Origin of the sequence: Gimesia benthica (assembly GCF_009720525.1) — a bacterium.
Taxonomy (GTDB): domain Bacteria; phylum Planctomycetota; class Planctomycetia; order Planctomycetales; family Planctomycetaceae; genus Gimesia; species Gimesia benthica.
The window spans coordinates 4,873,336-4,890,498 of sequence record NZ_CP043930.1 but is presented as its reverse complement, the minus strand read 5'-3'; the positions used below and the strand labels follow the sequence as shown (position 1 = coordinate 4,890,498).

At 51.9% G+C, this 17,163-nt stretch carries 17 protein-coding genes; 11 read left to right on the top strand and 6 right to left on the bottom strand.

From position 1 onward, the window contains the following. Positions 1-92 precede the first annotated feature (92 nt). The 7 genes from F1728_RS18985 to F1728_RS18955 all read left to right on the top strand — a co-directional run bounded on the left by F1728_RS18985 (position 93) and on the right by F1728_RS18955 (position 6,693). The gene (locus F1728_RS18985) at positions 93-1,136 is read left to right on the top strand and encodes a tetratricopeptide repeat protein (RefSeq protein ID WP_155365404.1); all 1,044 of its coding nucleotides are present in this window, start codon (positions 93-95) and stop codon (positions 1,134-1,136) included. Positions 1,137-1,300: 164 nt separating this feature from the next. Next, positions 1,301-2,197, top strand: a complete 897-nt coding sequence (locus F1728_RS18980; protein ID WP_145043945.1) for a MotA/TolQ/ExbB proton channel family protein — start codon at positions 1,301-1,303, stop codon at positions 2,195-2,197. A 72-nt stretch (positions 2,198-2,269) separates the two neighbouring features. After that, complete coding sequence (locus F1728_RS18975) at positions 2,270-2,740, top strand: ExbD/TolR family protein (protein ID WP_155365403.1); 471 nt, start codon at positions 2,270-2,272, stop codon at positions 2,738-2,740. 56 nt (positions 2,741-2,796) lie between these two features. After that, a complete protein-coding gene (locus tag F1728_RS18970; protein ID WP_145043948.1) occupies positions 2,797-3,309 on the top strand; it encodes an ExbD/TolR family protein in 513 nt (170 codons plus the stop codon). Positions 3,310-4,036: 727 nt separating this feature from the next. After that, positions 4,037-5,050, top strand: coding sequence for a PIN/TRAM domain-containing protein (locus F1728_RS18965; protein ID WP_145191082.1), 1,014 nt, complete (start codon positions 4,037-4,039; stop codon positions 5,048-5,050). A 24-nt stretch (positions 5,051-5,074) separates the two neighbouring features. Next, positions 5,075-5,491, top strand: coding sequence for a (deoxy)nucleoside triphosphate pyrophosphohydrolase (locus tag F1728_RS18960; protein WP_194242434.1), 417 nt, complete (start codon positions 5,075-5,077; stop codon positions 5,489-5,491). Positions 5,492-5,631: 140 nt separating this feature from the next. Then, a complete protein-coding gene (locus F1728_RS18955) occupies positions 5,632-6,693 on the top strand; it encodes a GNAT family N-acetyltransferase (RefSeq protein ID WP_155365401.1) in 1,062 nt (353 codons plus the stop codon). A 31-nt stretch (positions 6,694-6,724) separates the two neighbouring features. Here F1728_RS18955 and F1728_RS18950 read toward each other — a convergent pair whose 3' ends face one another. Together F1728_RS18950 and F1728_RS18945 are read right to left on the bottom strand one after the other, a co-directional pair. Beyond that, on the bottom strand, positions 6,725-7,120 hold the full coding sequence (locus F1728_RS18950) for an outer membrane protein assembly factor BamB family protein (protein WP_155365400.1): 396 nt from the start codon (positions 7,118-7,120) through the stop codon (positions 6,725-6,727). 79 nt (positions 7,121-7,199) lie between these two features. After that, on the bottom strand, positions 7,200-8,663 hold the full coding sequence (locus F1728_RS18945; RefSeq protein WP_155365399.1) for a tetratricopeptide repeat protein: 1,464 nt from the start codon (positions 8,661-8,663) through the stop codon (positions 7,200-7,202). A 207-nt stretch (positions 8,664-8,870) separates the two neighbouring features. Here F1728_RS18945 and ispG point away from each other — a divergent pair, with 207 nt between their 5' ends. Beyond that, entirely contained in the window at positions 8,871-10,016 is a 1,146-nt protein-coding gene (gene ispG, locus F1728_RS18940) for a (E)-4-hydroxy-3-methylbut-2-enyl-diphosphate synthase (protein ID WP_145191096.1), read from the top strand. 68 nt (positions 10,017-10,084) lie between these two features. Next, on the top strand, positions 10,085-11,644 hold the full coding sequence (zwf, locus tag F1728_RS18935) for a glucose-6-phosphate dehydrogenase (protein ID WP_145043963.1): 1,560 nt from the start codon (positions 10,085-10,087) through the stop codon (positions 11,642-11,644). Positions 11,645-11,656: 12 nt separating this feature from the next. On the opposite strand, the gene F1728_RS18930 is transcribed toward zwf, so the two are convergent. The 3 genes from F1728_RS18930 to F1728_RS18920 all read right to left on the bottom strand — a co-directional run bounded on the left by F1728_RS18930 (position 11,657) and on the right by F1728_RS18920 (position 14,288). Next, positions 11,657-12,082 carry a VanZ family protein gene (locus F1728_RS18930; protein WP_155365398.1) on the bottom strand — a complete coding sequence of 142 codons (426 nt, stop codon included), beginning with the start codon at positions 12,080-12,082 and terminating at the stop codon, positions 11,657-11,659. 68 nt (positions 12,083-12,150) lie between these two features. After that, on the bottom strand, positions 12,151-13,413 hold the full coding sequence (locus F1728_RS18925; RefSeq protein ID WP_145191104.1) for a pyridoxal phosphate-dependent aminotransferase: 1,263 nt from the start codon (positions 13,411-13,413) through the stop codon (positions 12,151-12,153). Positions 13,414-13,541: 128 nt separating this feature from the next. Next, positions 13,542-14,288, bottom strand: a complete 747-nt coding sequence (locus tag F1728_RS18920; RefSeq protein WP_228030239.1) for a hypothetical protein — start codon at positions 14,286-14,288, stop codon at positions 13,542-13,544. Positions 14,289-14,383: 95 nt separating this feature from the next. Between F1728_RS18920 and F1728_RS18915 the strand changes: the two genes are divergently transcribed. Next, entirely contained in the window at positions 14,384-14,992 is a 609-nt protein-coding gene (locus F1728_RS18915) for a methylated-DNA--[protein]-cysteine S-methyltransferase (RefSeq protein ID WP_155365397.1), read from the top strand. Between the two features lie 30 nt (positions 14,993-15,022). Here F1728_RS18915 and F1728_RS18910 read toward each other — a convergent pair whose 3' ends face one another. Further along, the gene (locus F1728_RS18910) at positions 15,023-15,874 is read right to left on the bottom strand and encodes a hypothetical protein (protein ID WP_155365396.1); all 852 of its coding nucleotides are present in this window, start codon (positions 15,872-15,874) and stop codon (positions 15,023-15,025) included. Positions 15,875-16,233: 359 nt separating this feature from the next. Between F1728_RS18910 and F1728_RS18905 the strand changes: the two genes are divergently transcribed. Then, positions 16,234-17,112: a YHS domain-containing protein gene (locus tag F1728_RS18905; protein WP_155365395.1), complete on the top strand. Its 879-nt coding sequence runs from the start codon at positions 16,234-16,236 to the stop codon at positions 17,110-17,112. The last annotated feature ends 51 nt before the right edge of the window (positions 17,113-17,163 follow it).

Below are 17,163 nucleotides of genomic sequence, written 5' to 3'. Positions count from 1 at the left end.
CGCTTAGCGGAACCGGTCGTTATATTGACTGATTGATTTAGATAAGACAATTTGAGAAAAGTTATTTCATACCGTTGGGGAGTAATCAACTTATGAAACGTTCCATCTGTTTCAGTTTGATGGCGTTAGCAGGCTCACTGCTCTGGGGCACCGCATCCGCGTCTGCTGCAGATACCGTTTATACTAATTCAGGCAGTCCGCAGCTGGGTGATGTCAGTGGCTACACCAAGACGGAACTGTCACTCAAACGCGGTTCGACCACCGAAAAGATCCCTGCGAACGATATCGAGCGGATTCGCTGGGACGGGGAACCGCCGCAGCTGAATATCGCCCGTAACCAGGAACAGAACGGCAACTATACCGAAGCCCTGGCTGAATACAAAAAAGCCGAGTCTGGTGCAAGCGAGAATCTGAAGAAGAACCTGCAGTTCATGATCGCCCGGGCCAGCCTGAAAAAAGCCCAGTCCAATGCTGCCGAGCTGGACAACGCGATTAAACTGCTCGACGCTTTTATCAAAGCCAATCCGGATCACTTCCGCTATTACCCCGCGGAGAAACTCCTCGGGGAAGCCTATCTGGCCAAAAAAGATTATGCCAATGCGAACACTGCCTTTGGAAAAGTAGAGCGGTCTCCCTGGAAAGACTACCAGATGGATGCCAAAAACATGAAGGCGCGCGTGCTGCTGGCCCAGGGGAACACCAAAGGTGCTCTGGACGCCTTCAATGCTGTCGCCAAAATGGATGGCAAAACCGAAGGAGAACTGGCCAGCAAACGGGCCGCCCAATTGGGCAGCGCCTTATGTCTGGAAAAAGAGGGGAAACCCAAAGAAGCGATCCAGCTGCTGGATGACATGATCAAGAATGTCAATTCTCAGCAGAAAGCCCTGCTGGCAGAAGCTTATATCAAAAAAGGTGACTGCTACCAGGCACTGGGTGAATCCAAAGAAGCTCTGATTGCTTATCTGCATGTCGACGTCCTGTTCCCGTCTGAACCTGGTCTGCACGCAGAAGCGCTGTATCACCTCTCCAATCTCTGGGGAAAAGTGCAGAAGCCAGAGCGGGGTGCGGAAGCACGAGCTGTCCTGCAGCAGCAGTATCCGGACAGTGAATGGTCGCAAAAAGCCTCAGGAAGCTAATATTCGTTACGAATGTCAGTTTGCTGGCAAGAAACCGCATGTCTACCCTTTACAAGCCAAATTTGGCCAATAAATAATAACGACCACAAGCATTTACGACTTCCAGGTACAAAAACGAAATATCCACGATTAACACTCCTTTCAGTAGACCGGAGAACACAACGATGATGATGGGGAATTCCTTGGAACGGAATCAGACTTCACTGACTTACCGCAGCCTGAGCCTGTTTTTACTGCTAGCCGTCCTGATGACACCGCTGGGGCTGACTGCCCGCAGCTTTGCTTACCAGGATGAAGCTGCTCCTGCCGGTGAAGCACCTGCCGCTAACGAAGCCCCCGCTGGTGAAGCACCCGCGGCTGGAGAAGCCCCTGCCGGCGAAGCTCCGGCAGCCGGTGGAGCTCAGCCTGCTGCCAACGGTGCCGCACCTGCTGCTGCCTCTGAAAGCTTCCTGTCCTGGATGATTCGTGCTTCCGGTTTCTTTGGTCTGATCCTGTTGCTCCTGTCCTTCCTGATGGTTGCCTTGATCATGGCTAACGTACTTTCGATTCGTCGCGACAACCTGATGCCACCTGATCTGATCGGTGCCTTCGAGGAAAAGCTGAATAACAAAGACTACCAGGGTGCCTTCGAGCTGGCTAAAAGCGATGACTCATTCGTCGCCCGCGTACTGGCAGCGGGTCTGAGCAAACTGAATCAGGGTTACTCGGAAGCCGTCGAAGGGATGCAGGAAGTCGGCGAAGACGAAAACATGGCCATGGAACACAAGCTGAGCTATCTGGCTCTGATTGGTGCTATCGCTCCCATGATCGGGCTGATGGGTACTGTGTATGGTATGATTTTGAGCTTCCAGACCATCGCCAACTCAGCAACCTCCCCCAAACCTTCCGAACTGGCTGACGGTATTTCGACCGCTCTGTTTACCACGCTGGAAGGTTTGACCGTTGCGATTCCCGCGATGATTTTCTATAGCCTGTTGCGAAACCGGGTTGCCCGCTTCTCACTGGAAGTCGGCATGATCAGCGAGAGCCTGATGAACCGTTTCTCTTCCAGCAGTAAATAAACCACTAATTTCCAGCAGATTCACTGTCTCATCAGTTGAGCAGTGACTTCTGTCGGAGAAAAGAGTGAACCGATGAAAATCAAAACAAAGAAGCCGGCTGTGGCTGACGTTGACATGACCCCCATGATCGACATCGTCTTTCAGCTCATTGCATTCTTCATGGTGATTACCAACTTCGAGCAGATCCAGGCAGACGAACGGGTGAAACTCCCTTCCGACTCACTGGCCAAGCCTCCCGAAGTCAAAGCCGCTGATGAACTGGTTCTGAACATCGGCTTCGACCGAAACACGCAGGGCGAAATCACCGACCCCGAAGCTTATATCTTTTATAATGGCGAACAGATCCCGGTACTGAAATTTGGTGCCAAACTGGAACAGGAAGCCCGAATCTACAAGCAAAAGAATCAGGATCCTAAAGATGTGCCTGTGATTCTACGTGCCGACGCGCTTGTTAAAACGGGGCTGATTCAGGATTTGATCAAGCTCGCCCAGGAGAATGGTTTCACCAAGTTTGCCTTCAAGGCGACGCAGAAGATTCAATAACGGTATCTTTCAACGCATCTATGCATGCGAGTATTCAATAACAGGAACAGGTTCCTATGAAGTTACGCAGCTCAGGCCGAGAAGCAGAAAAAATCGAGCCCCAGATGGCGCCGATGATTGACGTGGTTTTCCAGCTGTTGATCTTCTTCATGTTGACTCTGAACATTGTTGAACCCGAAGGGGATTTCAACGTCAACATGCCGATCACGGACAGTTCGACTCCGGCTGAGGACCCGAATATTTTCCCGGATATCAAAGTTCGTCTGGTTGCGAATGAAGATGGATCGCTGAATACGATCCGTCTGGGTCAGGTCAACCTGGGTAACGGTCCCAATGTCTTTGCCGGACTGAATCACGAGATTCTGAAGATCATCGGCAAACCAGGCAACCCGATCACCAAAGATATGGAAGTCGAAATCGAAGCCGATTACAACCTGCATTACGAGTACACCCTGAAGGCCGTCAGTGCCTGCACCGGTCGGCTTGATTCTTCGGGCAAGCATATCATTCGTTATATTGAGAAGATCAAATTTGCCCCTCCCGTGGGTGGTCCCGCGGCGGGCAGTTAAGCAGAGAATTATTCGCTAAAATGCTTACAGATATCCAAATCTGTGAGCATTTTTTCATTGGTGGGGACTCTCTTTTTTAATGACACCAATGTCCAACTAAAGTGATACCTGAAATTCATCCGGGAAACGGTTCTAACCGAATCTTTTTCAGTGGCAGGTGACCTGGGGTTTGGCTATAGTGTACGATCATCCTTAACCCGTAATACGGGCGTAAGGTTTATAATAACAGCTTGCTCTATGCCGGCTAACCAGCCGGAAACAAGCTGCAGCATGTTGTGTGTTTGGGAGATCACACAATGATTTTGTTGCCTCGGTATCTGTTACCGGGATGCCTGTTGAAGAACTTATTTTGGTTTCCACAGATTTAATGAAGGAAGTGACGAGGTCCTGCATTGAAAATGAACCAGCACCAACCGGCTCATTCACGAACAGATTGCACCCCTCAGGACAGGGATCTTTTACGAGATCCTTCCCACCGGATGCGTCCTTCAGACGAGTTGATTAATCATCTGTATTGATTCAACCACTCTGATCACCGACTCAAAATCATTCCCAAACTCTCTGGATGTCTTACACCCGTTTCAGAGTTCAGGAATGTTTCTGGATCTACATCCCAGGCTGTCGAACAGTCCCCGGATGTGGAAGTATGCGATGCGTGTCAGCGTTCAGGAGTCATAGGGAACAACTAACTAGAAGTTTGCCTTATACCTGAAGTGACCTAATACCAATGTTGTTAATCAGTATTCGAGTGCTCTATGCCTTTGTCTGTGCGGGAGCCATCGCGACGTACGTCAGCTCTAACCCGCCCAGCCCCGTGGATCAGTATCCCCTGATCGCGTTTGTCCTGCTCATGATGTTGACCCAGGGCGTCACCTGCCTGGACCTGCTCATCAGCCAGAAGCGAATCGAGGTGATGTCTGCCATTTATTTCGGCCTGCTGGTCGGTGTTCTGCTCAGCTATCTGCTGATCCAGGCTCTAAGCCCGGTAATTTCTAAAACGCCCTGGGGGGAAGGTGTGGTGATGATCTCGACGCTGACGCTCCCCTACCTGTGTATATCGTTTCTCTTACAGACCAAGGACGATTTCCGTTTCATCGTGCCTTATGTTGAGTTCTCACGGGAACTGAAGGGGGGCCGTCCCCTGGTGCTGGACAGTAGCGCCCTGATTGATGGTCGTATTGCCGACGTTGTGGAAACCAAGATCCTGGACTCGGAAATGGTGGTTCCTGACTTCATCCTGAAAGAGGTCCAGGATATTGCTGATAGCAGTGACAAGGTCCGGCGTGTCCGGGGCCGTCGTGGCCTGGATATTCTTTCCGCATTGCAGAATAACCCAAACGTCGACATCTCGATGTACGATGCCAAAGAGACAGAAAAAGAAAAGGGACTCACCGTCGATCAGCGACTGGTGGTGGCAGCGAAAAAACTGGGGGGAAGAGTTGTGACTAACGACTTCAACCTCAATAAGGTTGCCAGCGTGCAGGGGGTCGATGTCATCAACCTGAACGATGTCGCCAATTCGCTGAAACCACGTTATCTGCCTGGAGAACACATCCAGTTGAAGATCATCAAAGAAGGTGAATCCCAGGGCCAGGGTGTCGGTTACCTGGACGACGGAACGATGGTGGTCTGCGAACAGGCCAATCACCTGGTTGGACGCGACGTGGATGCCGTAGTAACCAGTGTGCTGCAGAGCAGTGCCGGCCGCATGATCTTTGGCCGCGTCACCGAAAGCCGCTAACCCCATTCACAGCGGATGTCTGTTATGAATGAGCGCAAAACGAACCGGATCGGAATTGCCGTTGTGGAACACCAGCGGCAGTTCCTGATCGGTGTACGTGATCACTCGACAACTCTCGCAGGGCATCATGAGTTTCCAGGGGGGAAATGTGAACCCGGGGAAGCCCCGGATGCCTGCGCCGCCCGAGAGTGTCTTGAAGAGACGGGGCTTTCTGTTCGCCCCGCGGAAGAGCTGCTCTACGTCGAACACGCATACGATCATGCAGACGTGCTGTTGCATTTCTGGTTATGTCACCCGGAACCAGCTGCGCCCGCACATCTGCTCACAGAAGATCTGAAAGGGTTCCTTTGGATCCCGGCTGAGGAACTGCCCACCTTAAATTTTCCCGCCGCAAATGCGCCCCTGATTGATCTGCTGATCAACGCCTACGTTCGCAGCTGACAACTACTGAATTTACGCCTCGCTAGTGGAATTCCACCCGTTAGATCCGATTTGACAAGGCCGTTCCATGGCCTAAACTTCAGAGTCGTTTATAAACACCTCAATGGTATTATTTCCTAACTGAAGCGGGCTGGAATAGAATGGGCTATTCAATCACTCAGGCACAACCGAGTGACGATCAGGAAGAACTGATTTCCCTGATTAATCGGAATTTTGATAAAAATGATTCCCAGTGGTTCGACTGGTCGCATCGACAGAATCCCTTCGGGCAAAACTACTGCTGGCTCGCCCGGGAAGAAGCAGCCGGGAAGCTGATCGGCTCAACGGGGCTGCTCAGTCGACGCATGAATTATCAGGGAGCGCCACTGTCTGTAGGTCAGGCCGAGGCGATTAACATTGATCCCGAACATCGCTCTGCTCAGGCTGCCATCAAGTTGCAACGAGCATTGGTTTCACATCTTCCTGAAACCGACTTCAAGTTCGTGTACGGTATGACGGAAACCGCCGCTGCCGTTTTCCAGCGCTGTCGCTACAAAAAAGTCGGTACCTTCCAGCACTGGGTAATGCCGCTGCGAAGCGAGTATAAGTTCAAAAATAAAATCTCAAACCCGCTAGTGAGAAAAGGAGCAGCCACCTTTGTTGATCTGGGGCTGCGTCTCTATTCACTGGAGTCTCGAACGTTCCTGTCACCACGTCTCAACACCAATTTTGAAGCCCCCTTTGATGAACGGTTTCATGATCTGTTCACTCGGCATTCACAGGGTTTGATCACAGTAGAACGGACGCGTGAATTTCTGGAATGGCGATTCTGCCAGGAGCCGACTTCCCGATTCCAGATTATGACGCTGGAAAACAGAGATCAGGAACTGCTGGGATACATCGTGTATGTGATCGGCGAGACAGGCAGAAACGGAGACCACGCTGCCGGGATTCAGGACTTCTTCTACAAAGATGAATCGGCTCTCAAGACAATGCTGGCTGCTTTTATTCAGCAGTGCCGACAGATTGGGATGGATACGATCGTCATGAATTATTTCGGTCGACAGGAAATCGGGAAGCTGTTATCCCGTTTCGGTTTTTTCCAACGCAAGTCGGCGACTCAGGTCTTCGTATATCAGAACCCTCAGTTCTCTGATTTACAGATGGATACGATCCTTGACCAGGAACACTGGCATCTGACCAACGCCGAGCTGCTGTCTTAAGCAGTCACAGTCTTAGCAGTCACAAACTGATTTATTGTGCGTTATTGTTCCGCCTGCGCTGTTCGCGGGCCCGCATTTCGGCTGCCCCGGCCGAGTTGGTATGGTTACCAGCAGTCGCCAGGGTGGGGATACCATAACCGAAGCCTTTGAGGCCATTGAACCAGAGCTGATTCCCACTGAAGGGATCGAGACAGTAAGTGTATCCATCAATGGAGACAAATAGCTGTTCTTCATCCACCATGACCGCAACATAGCCGGAGCGTCCTTTAGGCGCTTTCCAGCTCCAGATCAGAGCACCGGTGTCTCGGTCTAATGCCATAACACGCGAGTTGAATCCGAGGAAGAGCAGATCGTTGATCTCGTAAGAGTCGGTTCTACGTGGTCTCTGATCGGAGAACGCATTGTCATCCAGAAATCCGCCACTCATGGGAACAGTTCCTGATTGAGTTGTGAAACAGGTCTGGCTCCCGATCTTTTGCCGTTGTCGAAGCCACTCTGAGAACGGATTAATCGATGGGACGGATCACGGGTTTTGCAGCCGTTTTCTCTTTATTCAGCTTTTCCGGTCCCAGGGAAGGATCGATGGCAACCGCACGTTCGAAGTCTTCAGCCGCCAGTTTATGCTTGCCCTGCTTCTTGTAATTTTCAGAGCGTTTCAGATATGCCTGGGCGACGACTTCGTCAATCCGGCGGGCACGTTCAAAATCGCGCAAGGCATGATCGAGATCGCCCCGTTGCATGAAAGCATCGCCGCGGACTGAATAAGCCTCGGGATTCGGCTGGATTTTGATGGAACGCGAACATTCCTGAATACAACGATCCAGCTCTTTCTCTTCAAGATAGAGTGCGCCCCGAATCAGGTAACCGCGGCCGGTATCCTGGGTCAGTTCGACGATCTTCGCGTAATCCTGCATGGCAGATTCGCGTTCTTCTGAAGCGAGAAAGAACTGTGCCCGTTCCAGCAGCAACTCGGTATTTTCCGGATCCTTAACCAGCTGCTCATTGATGGCAGCCAGTTGCTGTAACCAGACCAGTTTCTGTTTGTCCGCGTCTGCTTTTTTCTTGTCACCCGCTGACTCATAAGCCGTCATCCGTTGACGATAGAACTTCTGATTCTGTGGACTGAGTTCAATTGCCTTTGTGAAATCGGCAATCGCCTTGTCGAATTTTTCCTGCTTCTGCCAGGCCAGTCCCCGGTTATCATAAGCGTTCAGATACTTCGGGTTTTCCTGAATGACTTTGTTTAAGATCTTAATCGCCTCATCACCCTCACCCAGATTCATCAGTGTGAAACCCAGGTTGTTCATGGCGTCCAGGCTGTCCGGTTTGATCTTGAGCACCTGCTCAAAATCAGCACGGGCTTCCTTGAGCTTGCCAGACGTCGCGAAGAGCAGGCCACGGTTATTGTATGCATGGTGACTGTCGGGTTTGAGTTCGATCGCTTTGGTGAAATCGTTCAACGCGAGTTGGCCGCCACCCCGGGTCATGAAAAACAGTGCCCGTGTGTAATAATACTGGGCAACGCCAGGCTGCATGTCGATGGCTTTGGTCAAGTCCACGATGGCGTTGGCGTCCTGCTTCAGGTCTGCCCAGGCGCTGCCTCGGTGGAAATAGTATTTGGCGACCTGGGGATTCAGCGTAATGGCCGAGTTGAGTACCCGCGTCGCGTCAGGCAGCTTGCCCTGTTTAATCAAGGCACGTGCCTGCAGGAACAGCTCTTCCGCTTTCTTCTGAGCGGCCTGATCGACAGACGCCTGCTGTGCCGCAGGTTCAGAGGTAGATGGTGTCGCAGCTGGCTTCGCACTGGGCTCCGGTTTCACGGCGGCGGTGTCCTGCTGCGCAGTCTGCTTTTGCTCCACGGATTGTGCTTTATCTGCTTTAACTGCTTGCTGTGCAGCTGGTTGCGACTCAGCACCACATCCACTTACCAGATAGAAACCGACCAGCATCCCTGCAATCTGACGCTTCATTTTTGCTATCACCTACTTTGTGTATCCATACCTGTTGCATAAAATGCAATTAATCCTGCGAAGGCTTGTAAATCGACATCGAAAATCTGTCAATCCCAATTGATTTTCCGCCATTTTCATGAATGGACGTCGTGCCCCCGATCTTTTACAATCCGGGGACTACAATCCTGTCTTGAACTTTGATTTAACCTTAAAGGAACCTGTCACTTGCAGTTACCACGCAACCCGACCAGAGAAGTGAAAATTGGCTCAGCTGTCATCGGCAACGCGAATCCGATCGCCGTCCAGAGTATGACAGCGACCAAGACCAGCAACATCGATGCCACTGTTGCCCAGATTCACTCCCTGGAAGAGGCAGGGGCGGACATCGTGCGTGTGGCCGTCGATAATCGTCGCGAAGCAGCCGCCCTGATCGAAATTCGCAAGCAGACAACGGTTCCCATCAGCGTGGACCTGCAGGAGAACTATCGTCTGGCGGAAGTCATAGCCCCATACGTGAATAAACTCCGCTACAATCCGGGGCACCTGTATCACCACGAACCGGAAAAACCCTGGCAGGATAAAGTCCGCTTCATTGCCGAAATCGCCCGCGACAATGATTGTGCACTCCGCGTCGGAGTCAACTGTGGCTCGGTCGACCCTGCCAAGCTGGAAAAATACGATCCTGCAGACTCGATCTCGCCTATGCTGGAAAGCGCACTGGATCACTGTACGTTTCTGGAATCGATTGACTTCACTCGCTTCTGTGTCTCTCTGAAAGATTCGGATCCCGCGAAAGTCGTTGAAGTTAACACCCGTTTTGCTGCACAGCGCCCTGATATCCCGCTGCACCTGGGCGTCACCGAAGCCGGCATGCCTCCCGACGGGATCATCAAGACCCGCATGGCCTTCGAGCAGTTGATCAGCAAAGGGATCGGCGACACGATTCGCGTTTCGCTAACTGTCCCCAACGACCGCAAGGGGGAAGAAATCGAAGCCGGCCGCGCGATTCTGAAAGACATCGCGGAAGGCCGGGTACGAACGGTAGTCGACTTTGATCTGAAGGGGCTGAACATCATCAGTTGCCCCAGTTGCTCCCGGGTAGAGAATGAAGTTTTCGTCGACCTGGCGGCTGACGTCAAGAAGATGACCGAGTACGCCAAAGACCACAAGCTGACGATTGCCGTGATGGGTTGTCGCGTAAATGGACCGGGCGAAACCGATGATGCCGACCTGGGACTCTGGTGCGGGCCGAATTATGTGAATCTCAAAAAAGGGAGTGAATCTCTGGGACGCTACTCCTATGATGAGATTCTGCCGCGACTTAAAAGCGAACTGGATGCCCTGATTGAAGAACAGACGGCCCAGATTTAAACTCTACGCGCGCGACACATATTGCTCATTTTTCCAATCTTTCTTCCCGGAAGGCATGAACGTCCATCATGGCCAATTCAAACTCTTCGAACGATCTGACCACCGCAACCATTCTTATCTTCGGAGCCTCGGGCGATTTGACCGCCCGTAAGTTAATTCCATCACTCTATGATCTGTGGAGTGAAGGTTACCTCTGTGAAAATCTGCCGATCATTGGTCTGGCACGTCGCTCCAAGACGGATGAAGAGTTTCGCAACGAGCAGCGCGACACCGTCTCACAGTTCACCCGCACCGGGACAGTCACCGATGAAAAATGGGAACAGTTTTCGAAACGGCTCTACTACCGGGAAGTCGATATCACAGACGAGAGCGATCACGTCCACCTCAAGGACACGATCGAAGCGGTCGAACGGGAAACTTTAGGCGACACGATTTCGAAGCGGGTTGCCTACCTGGCCACGGCTCCCTCACTGTTTCACCCGTCTGTGCAGGCACTCTCCCGCGCAGGGATGGTTCCCAAAAATACGAGCGAAGAGTGGTTGCGGGTCGTCATTGAAAAACCATTCGGTCACGATCTAGAATCGGCCCAGGAGTTGAGTACCCAGTTAAGCGAACTGCTCAGCGAAGATCAGATCTACCGCATCGACCATTACCTGGGTAAAGAGACCGTGCAGAACATTCTGCTCTTCCGGTTGAGTAACTCGATCTTCGAACCTCTCCTGAACCGTAATCATGTCGACCACGTCCAGATCACCGTAGCGGAGTCTCAGGGGATCGAGCATGGTCGAGGCGGCTATTACGATCGCTCGGGAGCCCTGCGGGATGTGTTACAGAATCACGTTCTGCAACTGCTCTGCCTGATCGCCATGGAACCGCCGGCTCTGTTCAGCGGCGAAGAAATTCGCGATGAAAAACTGAAAGTGCTAAAAACGCTGGCCCCCGGATCGAAAGGCCCGATCTCCGATTGGGCGATTGCCGGTCAATACACGGCTGGCCAGTCATTCGGACAGGCTGTTCCCGGTTACCGTGAAGAAGAACGTGTTCCCGCCGACTCCCGTCGGGAAACATTCGTAGCGATGGAAGTCATGGTTGAGAACTGGCGTTGGGAAGGGGTTCCCTTCTATCTACGCACCGGCAAACGGCTGCCGGAACGGGTCAGTGAAATTGCGATCCAGTTCAAACACCCGCCCATGAACCTGTTTACAACCGTTGAATGTGATGGCGATATCTGTTCGCTGGTGGAACGCAAGCCGAACGAACTGATCTTCCGTATTCAACCCAAAGAGTCGATCTCGATGAAGTTTTCAACAAAGCGGCCCGGGATGCAGTATCAGATCCAGCCGGTCACCATGGACTTCGCCTTTGAAGACGCCTATCACAAAAGTCTGCCCGAAGCATACGAGCGACTGCTAATGGACGTACTCCGCGGCGACTCCACGCTGTTTACCCGTAGCGACGAACTGGAGGCTGCCTGGAAATTCGTCACACCCGTACTCGACCAGTGGGAGAAAGGTGATCATACACCGGAACCTTATTATGCAGGCACCTGGGGCCCCTCAGGGGCAACAAACCTGTTGAGCAAATCAGGCCGACACTGGCGAACCCCTTCTACAAGCAAGAAGGAATAAGCAGACGTATCATTAATCCGCGGAGTCAGTCTGCTCTGACTCCTGCGGTCCCGCTAACTTTTGCTTCAGTACCTGCAGTGGCTTTGAGAGCGTCAGGTATAGTACGACTCCCAGCACGGCTCCCAGCGTATCGGCAACCCAGTCCTTGACGCTCGGTTCCCGTTTTAATACTGGGATACCCTGTAACAGCTCATCAACAATTCCAAACAGGCTCACGCCCACTACGATCAACAGCAGACGCTTCAGGGGCAGTCGATCCCAGCGCAGTGACAGCCACCAGGTCAGTAGAAACGCCAGCCCTGCGTAAGCGATAAAATGCAGGGGCACATCGGTTCCCTGAGGGATCGTTCCTTTTTTCAAAGGGACGTGAGTCGCGGTAAACAGCACCATCAAGTATAGAATCAGCAGCGTACGAATCAAAAGTTGATAACGATGCATCACTTCCCTGCCCAATCGAGTGTCAACTGTTACCGAATCCCCTGCAGACAGATCATCCTCATCCGGAATCAAACCTTGTAGGGGGCTTTCTGTCGTGCTTCCGGATGTGCTTCCAGATAGCTGGCGATTCGATCTTTGCGGGAGAGCGCTTCCGGAATAAAGTCAATGGCCTGTTCCAGACGATCGTTGGGTTCCGCACAGCTGAACCGCAGGAATCCATGACCGGCTTCGCCGAAACATTCGCCTCCCAGACATGCGATACCGAAATCATCATCGGCGCCCTGCAACAGATAGAGAGCCAGACCATGGCTGGTGATTCCCAGTTCGTTACAGACGGGAGCAACGTTTACGAATACGTAAAATGTGGCATGGGGATCGAGGGCATGAAAATGTTCGATCTCATTCAGCTTATTGGTCAGAAGTACGACTTTTTCTCGGAACTTCAACATGACCTCATCGCGTTCCTGCGAATCCTTATTCAGCGCTGCTGCCCCCGCCAGCTGCACGATGGGAGGAGTACAGGAGAGGGTGGTATTGACCATTTTGCCGATGGAGGTCGCCACCTCTTCTGAGGCAACGCAGAACCCAAGCCGCCAGCCACTCATGCTGTAAGATTTCGAAAACGTGTAAGCAGACACACACTGATCCATCATTCCGGGCTGTGCCAGAATCGAATGATGCTTACCCTGCCAGACCATATGACAGTAAGGCTCATCGCTGAAGACGGCAATGTTCTTGCCACGAATCAGGTCGGCAATCGCTTTCAGATCAGATTCCTCAATCACACCGCCGGTAGGATTGTGAGGTGAGTTCAGGAAGATCGCTTTGGGAGCAGGGTCTTCATTGATGAATTTCTCAATGTCAGCCAGATCGGGTCGGAACTCATTCTCCTGCTTCAGGTCGGAAAGCACCATCCGCGCGCCGCGGCGTTCAATGTTTGGCAGATAGGTCGGGAAGTAGGGACTGAAAACGAGTACGCCGTCCCCGGGGTTCAGAAAAGCTTCACAGAAGAACTGCTCGAAGACCTTGGCACCAGGTCCGACAACAATATTTTCCGGCTTGGCATCAACCTGGAACTCACGGGAGACGAAATCGGCAGCCGCCTGACGGAACTCGGGAATCCCCGGAGAGGCACAATAGTGCGACTGGTTATTTTGAATGGCTTCAATTCCGGTAGCCTTCGCGGAAGCGGTACTGTCAAAGGGGCTGTCTCCCACTTCCAGTTCCACAACATCTTTGCCTTGCGCTTTGAGTTGTTTCGCAATTGCCAGAACACTGAAGGCGGTTTCCACGGTAAGAGACTGAGCAAAATCACTTAATTGTAAAGCCACGAAAGAATCCCCTTTGAAGTTGAAGTTATTCCGGAAGTGTTCTCAATGCTGATTACTTTAAAGGGGTCGCCCGTTTTTTGAAACTGGTTCGGCCCCCATTCTCTGAAACTGACTTTATTTCACTCGCGTTATTTCGTTGAGATCGCCTGTGCCAGCGGACGCAGAACCTGGTCGATCACATAGTCTTTCATCAACTGATCTGATTTTGCTTTCAGATCATACATGGTGTCTTCGAGACGGGTGTCTGCCGACAGACTGCCGTACTGCCTGAGGGTAAAGAACACCGAAATCTGCTCGTCAGGAAAATCGTCACGGCGGACCTGATAGGCGTTCGTTCGGGTTTCGATCATCAGGCGTGCCTGGCAGCGACAGGAGTCATCCAGGCTGAGGGTAATCGAAGGTTCATAATTCAATGCCCGGGAACCGGGAATCTGTAACAGGCTGTCCACGGCCTGATTTGCTCCCAACGCCTCCGCGACCAGCGCGTCGTGATTTCCCCGATAAGAAAAATCAAAGCCGACAATATAGTCGAGTGCCTCACAGTCGAGCGGACTGACTGACAGCATATAGGGCACAAGCTCCAGCATAAGCTGATGTTGAGTGAGGCAGTCATCCGGGTCATTGGGATTGAAATAGCCACTGCAGACCCGTTGCGTTTCCAGGGACATCCACCGCTGCTGACCGACCTCTTCCTTATCTTCTTCCAGAATGAAGCCGTTTTCGCCCCGGTTATAAAAATTGCGCATCGAGGGAAACGATTTCTGCACCCGCTCAAAAAAATTCAGTACCGTATCCCGCGAGGAAGGCAGCGTCATTTCCGTGCATAAATTCAGGTTCACGAAATAATCGTCGGACAGCATACTGTAAGGGTGCATAATCGTTCTATCATCTTGTATATTAGCAGCACGACCCGGTCAGGGTCCGAGATTCAGAAGCGCAATAGTCAGCCTATTCTACCGGAGGTTTTCAGATGGGTCAAAGAACAGTTGCTGATCCGCAGGGAGTTCGCAGTAGCGAACAGAAAACCAGTGTTGGTCAGTCATCTCTGCTGAAATGCTCCCTGTTTACCACCGAAACAGGCTGGTGTGGACTGTTGGGGAGGGATAATACGGTAACCCGACTCTGGATGGGACACCATTCCCGCGCTGATGCACAGGAATCACTGCAAAAATTCTGCGAGCATAATCCTGAGCTCAAAGAGGAACAAATCGAAGAAGCCGACTGGTTTCCAGAGCTACGGGAGCGACTGCAGGATTATTTTCAGGGAGCCCGGGTTGATTTTCAGGACATCGTCCTGAACCTGCCTCAACTGACGGCCTTCCAGGCCCGAGTCGTCCAGGCTCTGCAGCAGGTCGGCTACGGAGAGTTAATCACTTATGGAGAGCTGGCCAGCAAAGCAGGCTCGCCACGGGCCGCTCGCGCGGTAGGAACGGTGATGGCCGGGAATCGAATTCCGGTGCTGATCCCCTGTCACAGAGTTGTTGCTGCGGGAGGAAAACTGGGAGGCTTCTCTGCACCACAGGGAACTTCACTGAAAGCGCACCTGCTACAACTCGAATCCCGGGGATTCACTGAGTAAGTTCTCACCACGGAACTGCCAGCAATCGTCTCAGGCGGACTTTCGCAGTTCTGCTGATCTTTCTGATGCAGAGCGAGAAGCTGCGGTTCGTTTTTTGCGTTCTGCTTCCTGCTGCTGATCAAGCATGGCCTGTTCAAACAGAAAGATTCGCTGCCCCAGGCGATCGATCCGCCGGGTGACGGAATTCGAGGTCTGTTCCATGCCTGCAGAGACGAGCGTTATGACTCCCAGAAAGAGCAGCATCTGTCCGGCAGTACTGATCAACCAGCCGTTAGAGGCATAATTGGCTGGTCCACCATAGTATCCCCAGAGCACGAGTGTCGTTCCAATCGTCAAGACTGCCACCCCACCATAGGCCATCAGCTGACCGACCAGTCCCAGCCAGTTCGGCTTTTGATCTTCTTCTTCGATCAGGCTCTGGATATCACGGAAATCGGAATGCAGGCGCGGTGTTACTGGCTCGTATTCTTCTTCGACTTCTTCTGTGTTGTACGCTTCCGTTTCTGAAGTTTCGTCTGTCCAGCTGCTAGAGTCATCCTGTGCGAAAGCGGGTTCACTCTTCGGAGCCGCAACGGGGACTTCCTTCACCTGCGGTGGTTCTGCTACTGGCGGTTTCGAATTTTCGGGCGGCTTCTGTTCTGTGGAAGCAAATAACGAAGAAGCTGCCTGCACGCGTGATTCGGCTTTTGTCAGAGGCCCGTAGGGGTCCAGAATATCGCGATTCGACCAGCGCGCCAGCAGTTCGCGGGCTTCTTTGGTTTTATCACTGATTCGAGCTGCAGCCGTACTTCCCATGTCATTTCCACAGATCGCGCAATGGATCCGCGTGGAATCGGAAGAGACTTCGGCAGCCACATCTGACTGGCAACTTGTGCACCACATAAGGCACCTGGTTTTGATAACTGAATAACTGGAGAGGACTTGAGAGTTCGCTGAAATGCTCTGTAGATGGGAGAGAGACAGGGATTATCAATACTTGGCCATTTGATGCAAGACCGTTTTTTATTCCCAGCGTTGAGCACTAACAGATCGTAACCACATTTCTTTTCGAGAATAGAAAATTATTCAGAGTGTGAGATACACCACAGATTGAACCCGGACCGCCTGTAATACTGAGGCTGTGATTCACCTGTTGTGATTCAAAACATGCCACGAGGGGACCGACTGACACAGCCGCCCCCTGGTTCGAACCATGGCCCAACCTAAAAACGTCTGTTCGAGTTATTTTTCAGGAGAAACGAATGAATCTGGTCCGCGTATTTTTAACGGCAGCATTTCTGGCATCAACTGTCATGCTCAGCCATGCCGTGGAAGCCAAAGAAGCTCCCGTTGCATTAGATGGAAACTGTGCCGTCTGTCTGGTGAATGGAAAGAAAATTGTCAAAGGGAAACCGGAATTCAAGGTGGTCTTCGATGGCCAGACTTATCTTTTTCCATCTGAAAAAGTGAAACAGGAATTCGAGGCGAGCCCCGAAAAGTATGTGCCGGCACTCAAGGGTGACTGCACCGTCTGTTATGCCCATCATGATGGTCATCGCAATCCGGGAACCGTCGATCACATCAGCTTTTACCAGGGACGCGTCTTTCTGTTCCCCAACGAACAGATCAAAGCCGTATTTGATAAAGCACCTGCAAAATACTCAGACGTCGATCTAGCCTGTGACGGAAAATGCATCGTCTGCAAGGTCGATGGTGGAAAAGATGTGCCGGGTAAAGCGAAGTTTACCGCCATCCATAAAGGCATGCGTTATCAGTTTCCCAGTGAAGCCGTCATGCAGAAATTCCAGGCAAGTCCTGATAAATATATTTCCCAACTCAAAGCTGACACCAGCACCAGCAGCACCACGGATGCTGCATCACAGCTAGTCTCAGTCACTGGAACCACCGGTTGTGCCGCCTGTCAGTTTGGCGTACATCCTAAACAGGATCCCGGTGAACTGGGTCTCGCCGTTAAAAGCGAGGATGGAAAGATCTATGTGATCGAAGGTGCTCACAAATCTCATCCCCGCCTGTATGACAGCCGTTTTGAGAGCTTGAAGGTCAAAGTCAAAGGTAAAGAAATTGCATCTAAAGGCAATTTCGTCTGGCTCGATCCTCAATCAATTGAAACCGTGAAATAAGCCAAGCAACAAAAAAACAGCCTGAGACCAGTTTGGTTTCAGGCTGTCTGA

Coding starts and splice junctions, on each gene's coding strand:
- F1728_RS18985 (WP_155365404.1), top strand. CDS start 93: ATGAAACGTTCCATCTGTTTCAGTTTGATGGCGTTAGCAGGCTCACTG.
- F1728_RS18980 (WP_145043945.1), top strand. CDS start 1,301: ATGATGATGGGGAATTCCTTGGAACGGAATCAGACTTCACTGACTTAC.
- F1728_RS18975 (WP_155365403.1), top strand. CDS start 2,270: ATGAAAATCAAAACAAAGAAGCCGGCTGTGGCTGACGTTGACATGACC.
- F1728_RS18970 (WP_145043948.1), top strand. CDS start 2,797: ATGAAGTTACGCAGCTCAGGCCGAGAAGCAGAAAAAATCGAGCCCCAG.
- F1728_RS18965 (WP_145191082.1), top strand. CDS start 4,037: ATGTTGTTAATCAGTATTCGAGTGCTCTATGCCTTTGTCTGTGCGGGA.
- F1728_RS18960 (WP_194242434.1), top strand. CDS start 5,075: ATGAATGAGCGCAAAACGAACCGGATCGGAATTGCCGTTGTGGAACAC.
- F1728_RS18955 (WP_155365401.1), top strand. CDS start 5,632: ATGGGCTATTCAATCACTCAGGCACAACCGAGTGACGATCAGGAAGAA.
- F1728_RS18950 (WP_155365400.1), bottom strand. CDS start 7,120: ATGAGTGGCGGATTTCTGGATGACAATGCGTTCTCCGATCAGAGACCA.
- F1728_RS18945 (WP_155365399.1), bottom strand. CDS start 8,663: ATGAAGCGTCAGATTGCAGGGATGCTGGTCGGTTTCTATCTGGTAAGT.
- zwf (WP_145043963.1), top strand. CDS start 10,085: ATGGCCAATTCAAACTCTTCGAACGATCTGACCACCGCAACCATTCTT.
- F1728_RS18930 (WP_155365398.1), bottom strand. CDS start 12,082: ATGCATCGTTATCAACTTTTGATTCGTACGCTGCTGATTCTATACTTG.
- F1728_RS18920 (WP_228030239.1), bottom strand. CDS start 14,288: ATGCACCCTTACAGTATGCTGTCCGACGATTATTTCGTGAACCTGAAT.
- F1728_RS18915 (WP_155365397.1), top strand. CDS start 14,384: ATGGGTCAAAGAACAGTTGCTGATCCGCAGGGAGTTCGCAGTAGCGAA.
- F1728_RS18910 (WP_155365396.1), bottom strand. CDS start 15,874: ATGTGGTGCACAAGTTGCCAGTCAGATGTGGCTGCCGAAGTCTCTTCC.
- F1728_RS18905 (WP_155365395.1), top strand. CDS start 16,234: ATGAATCTGGTCCGCGTATTTTTAACGGCAGCATTTCTGGCATCAACT.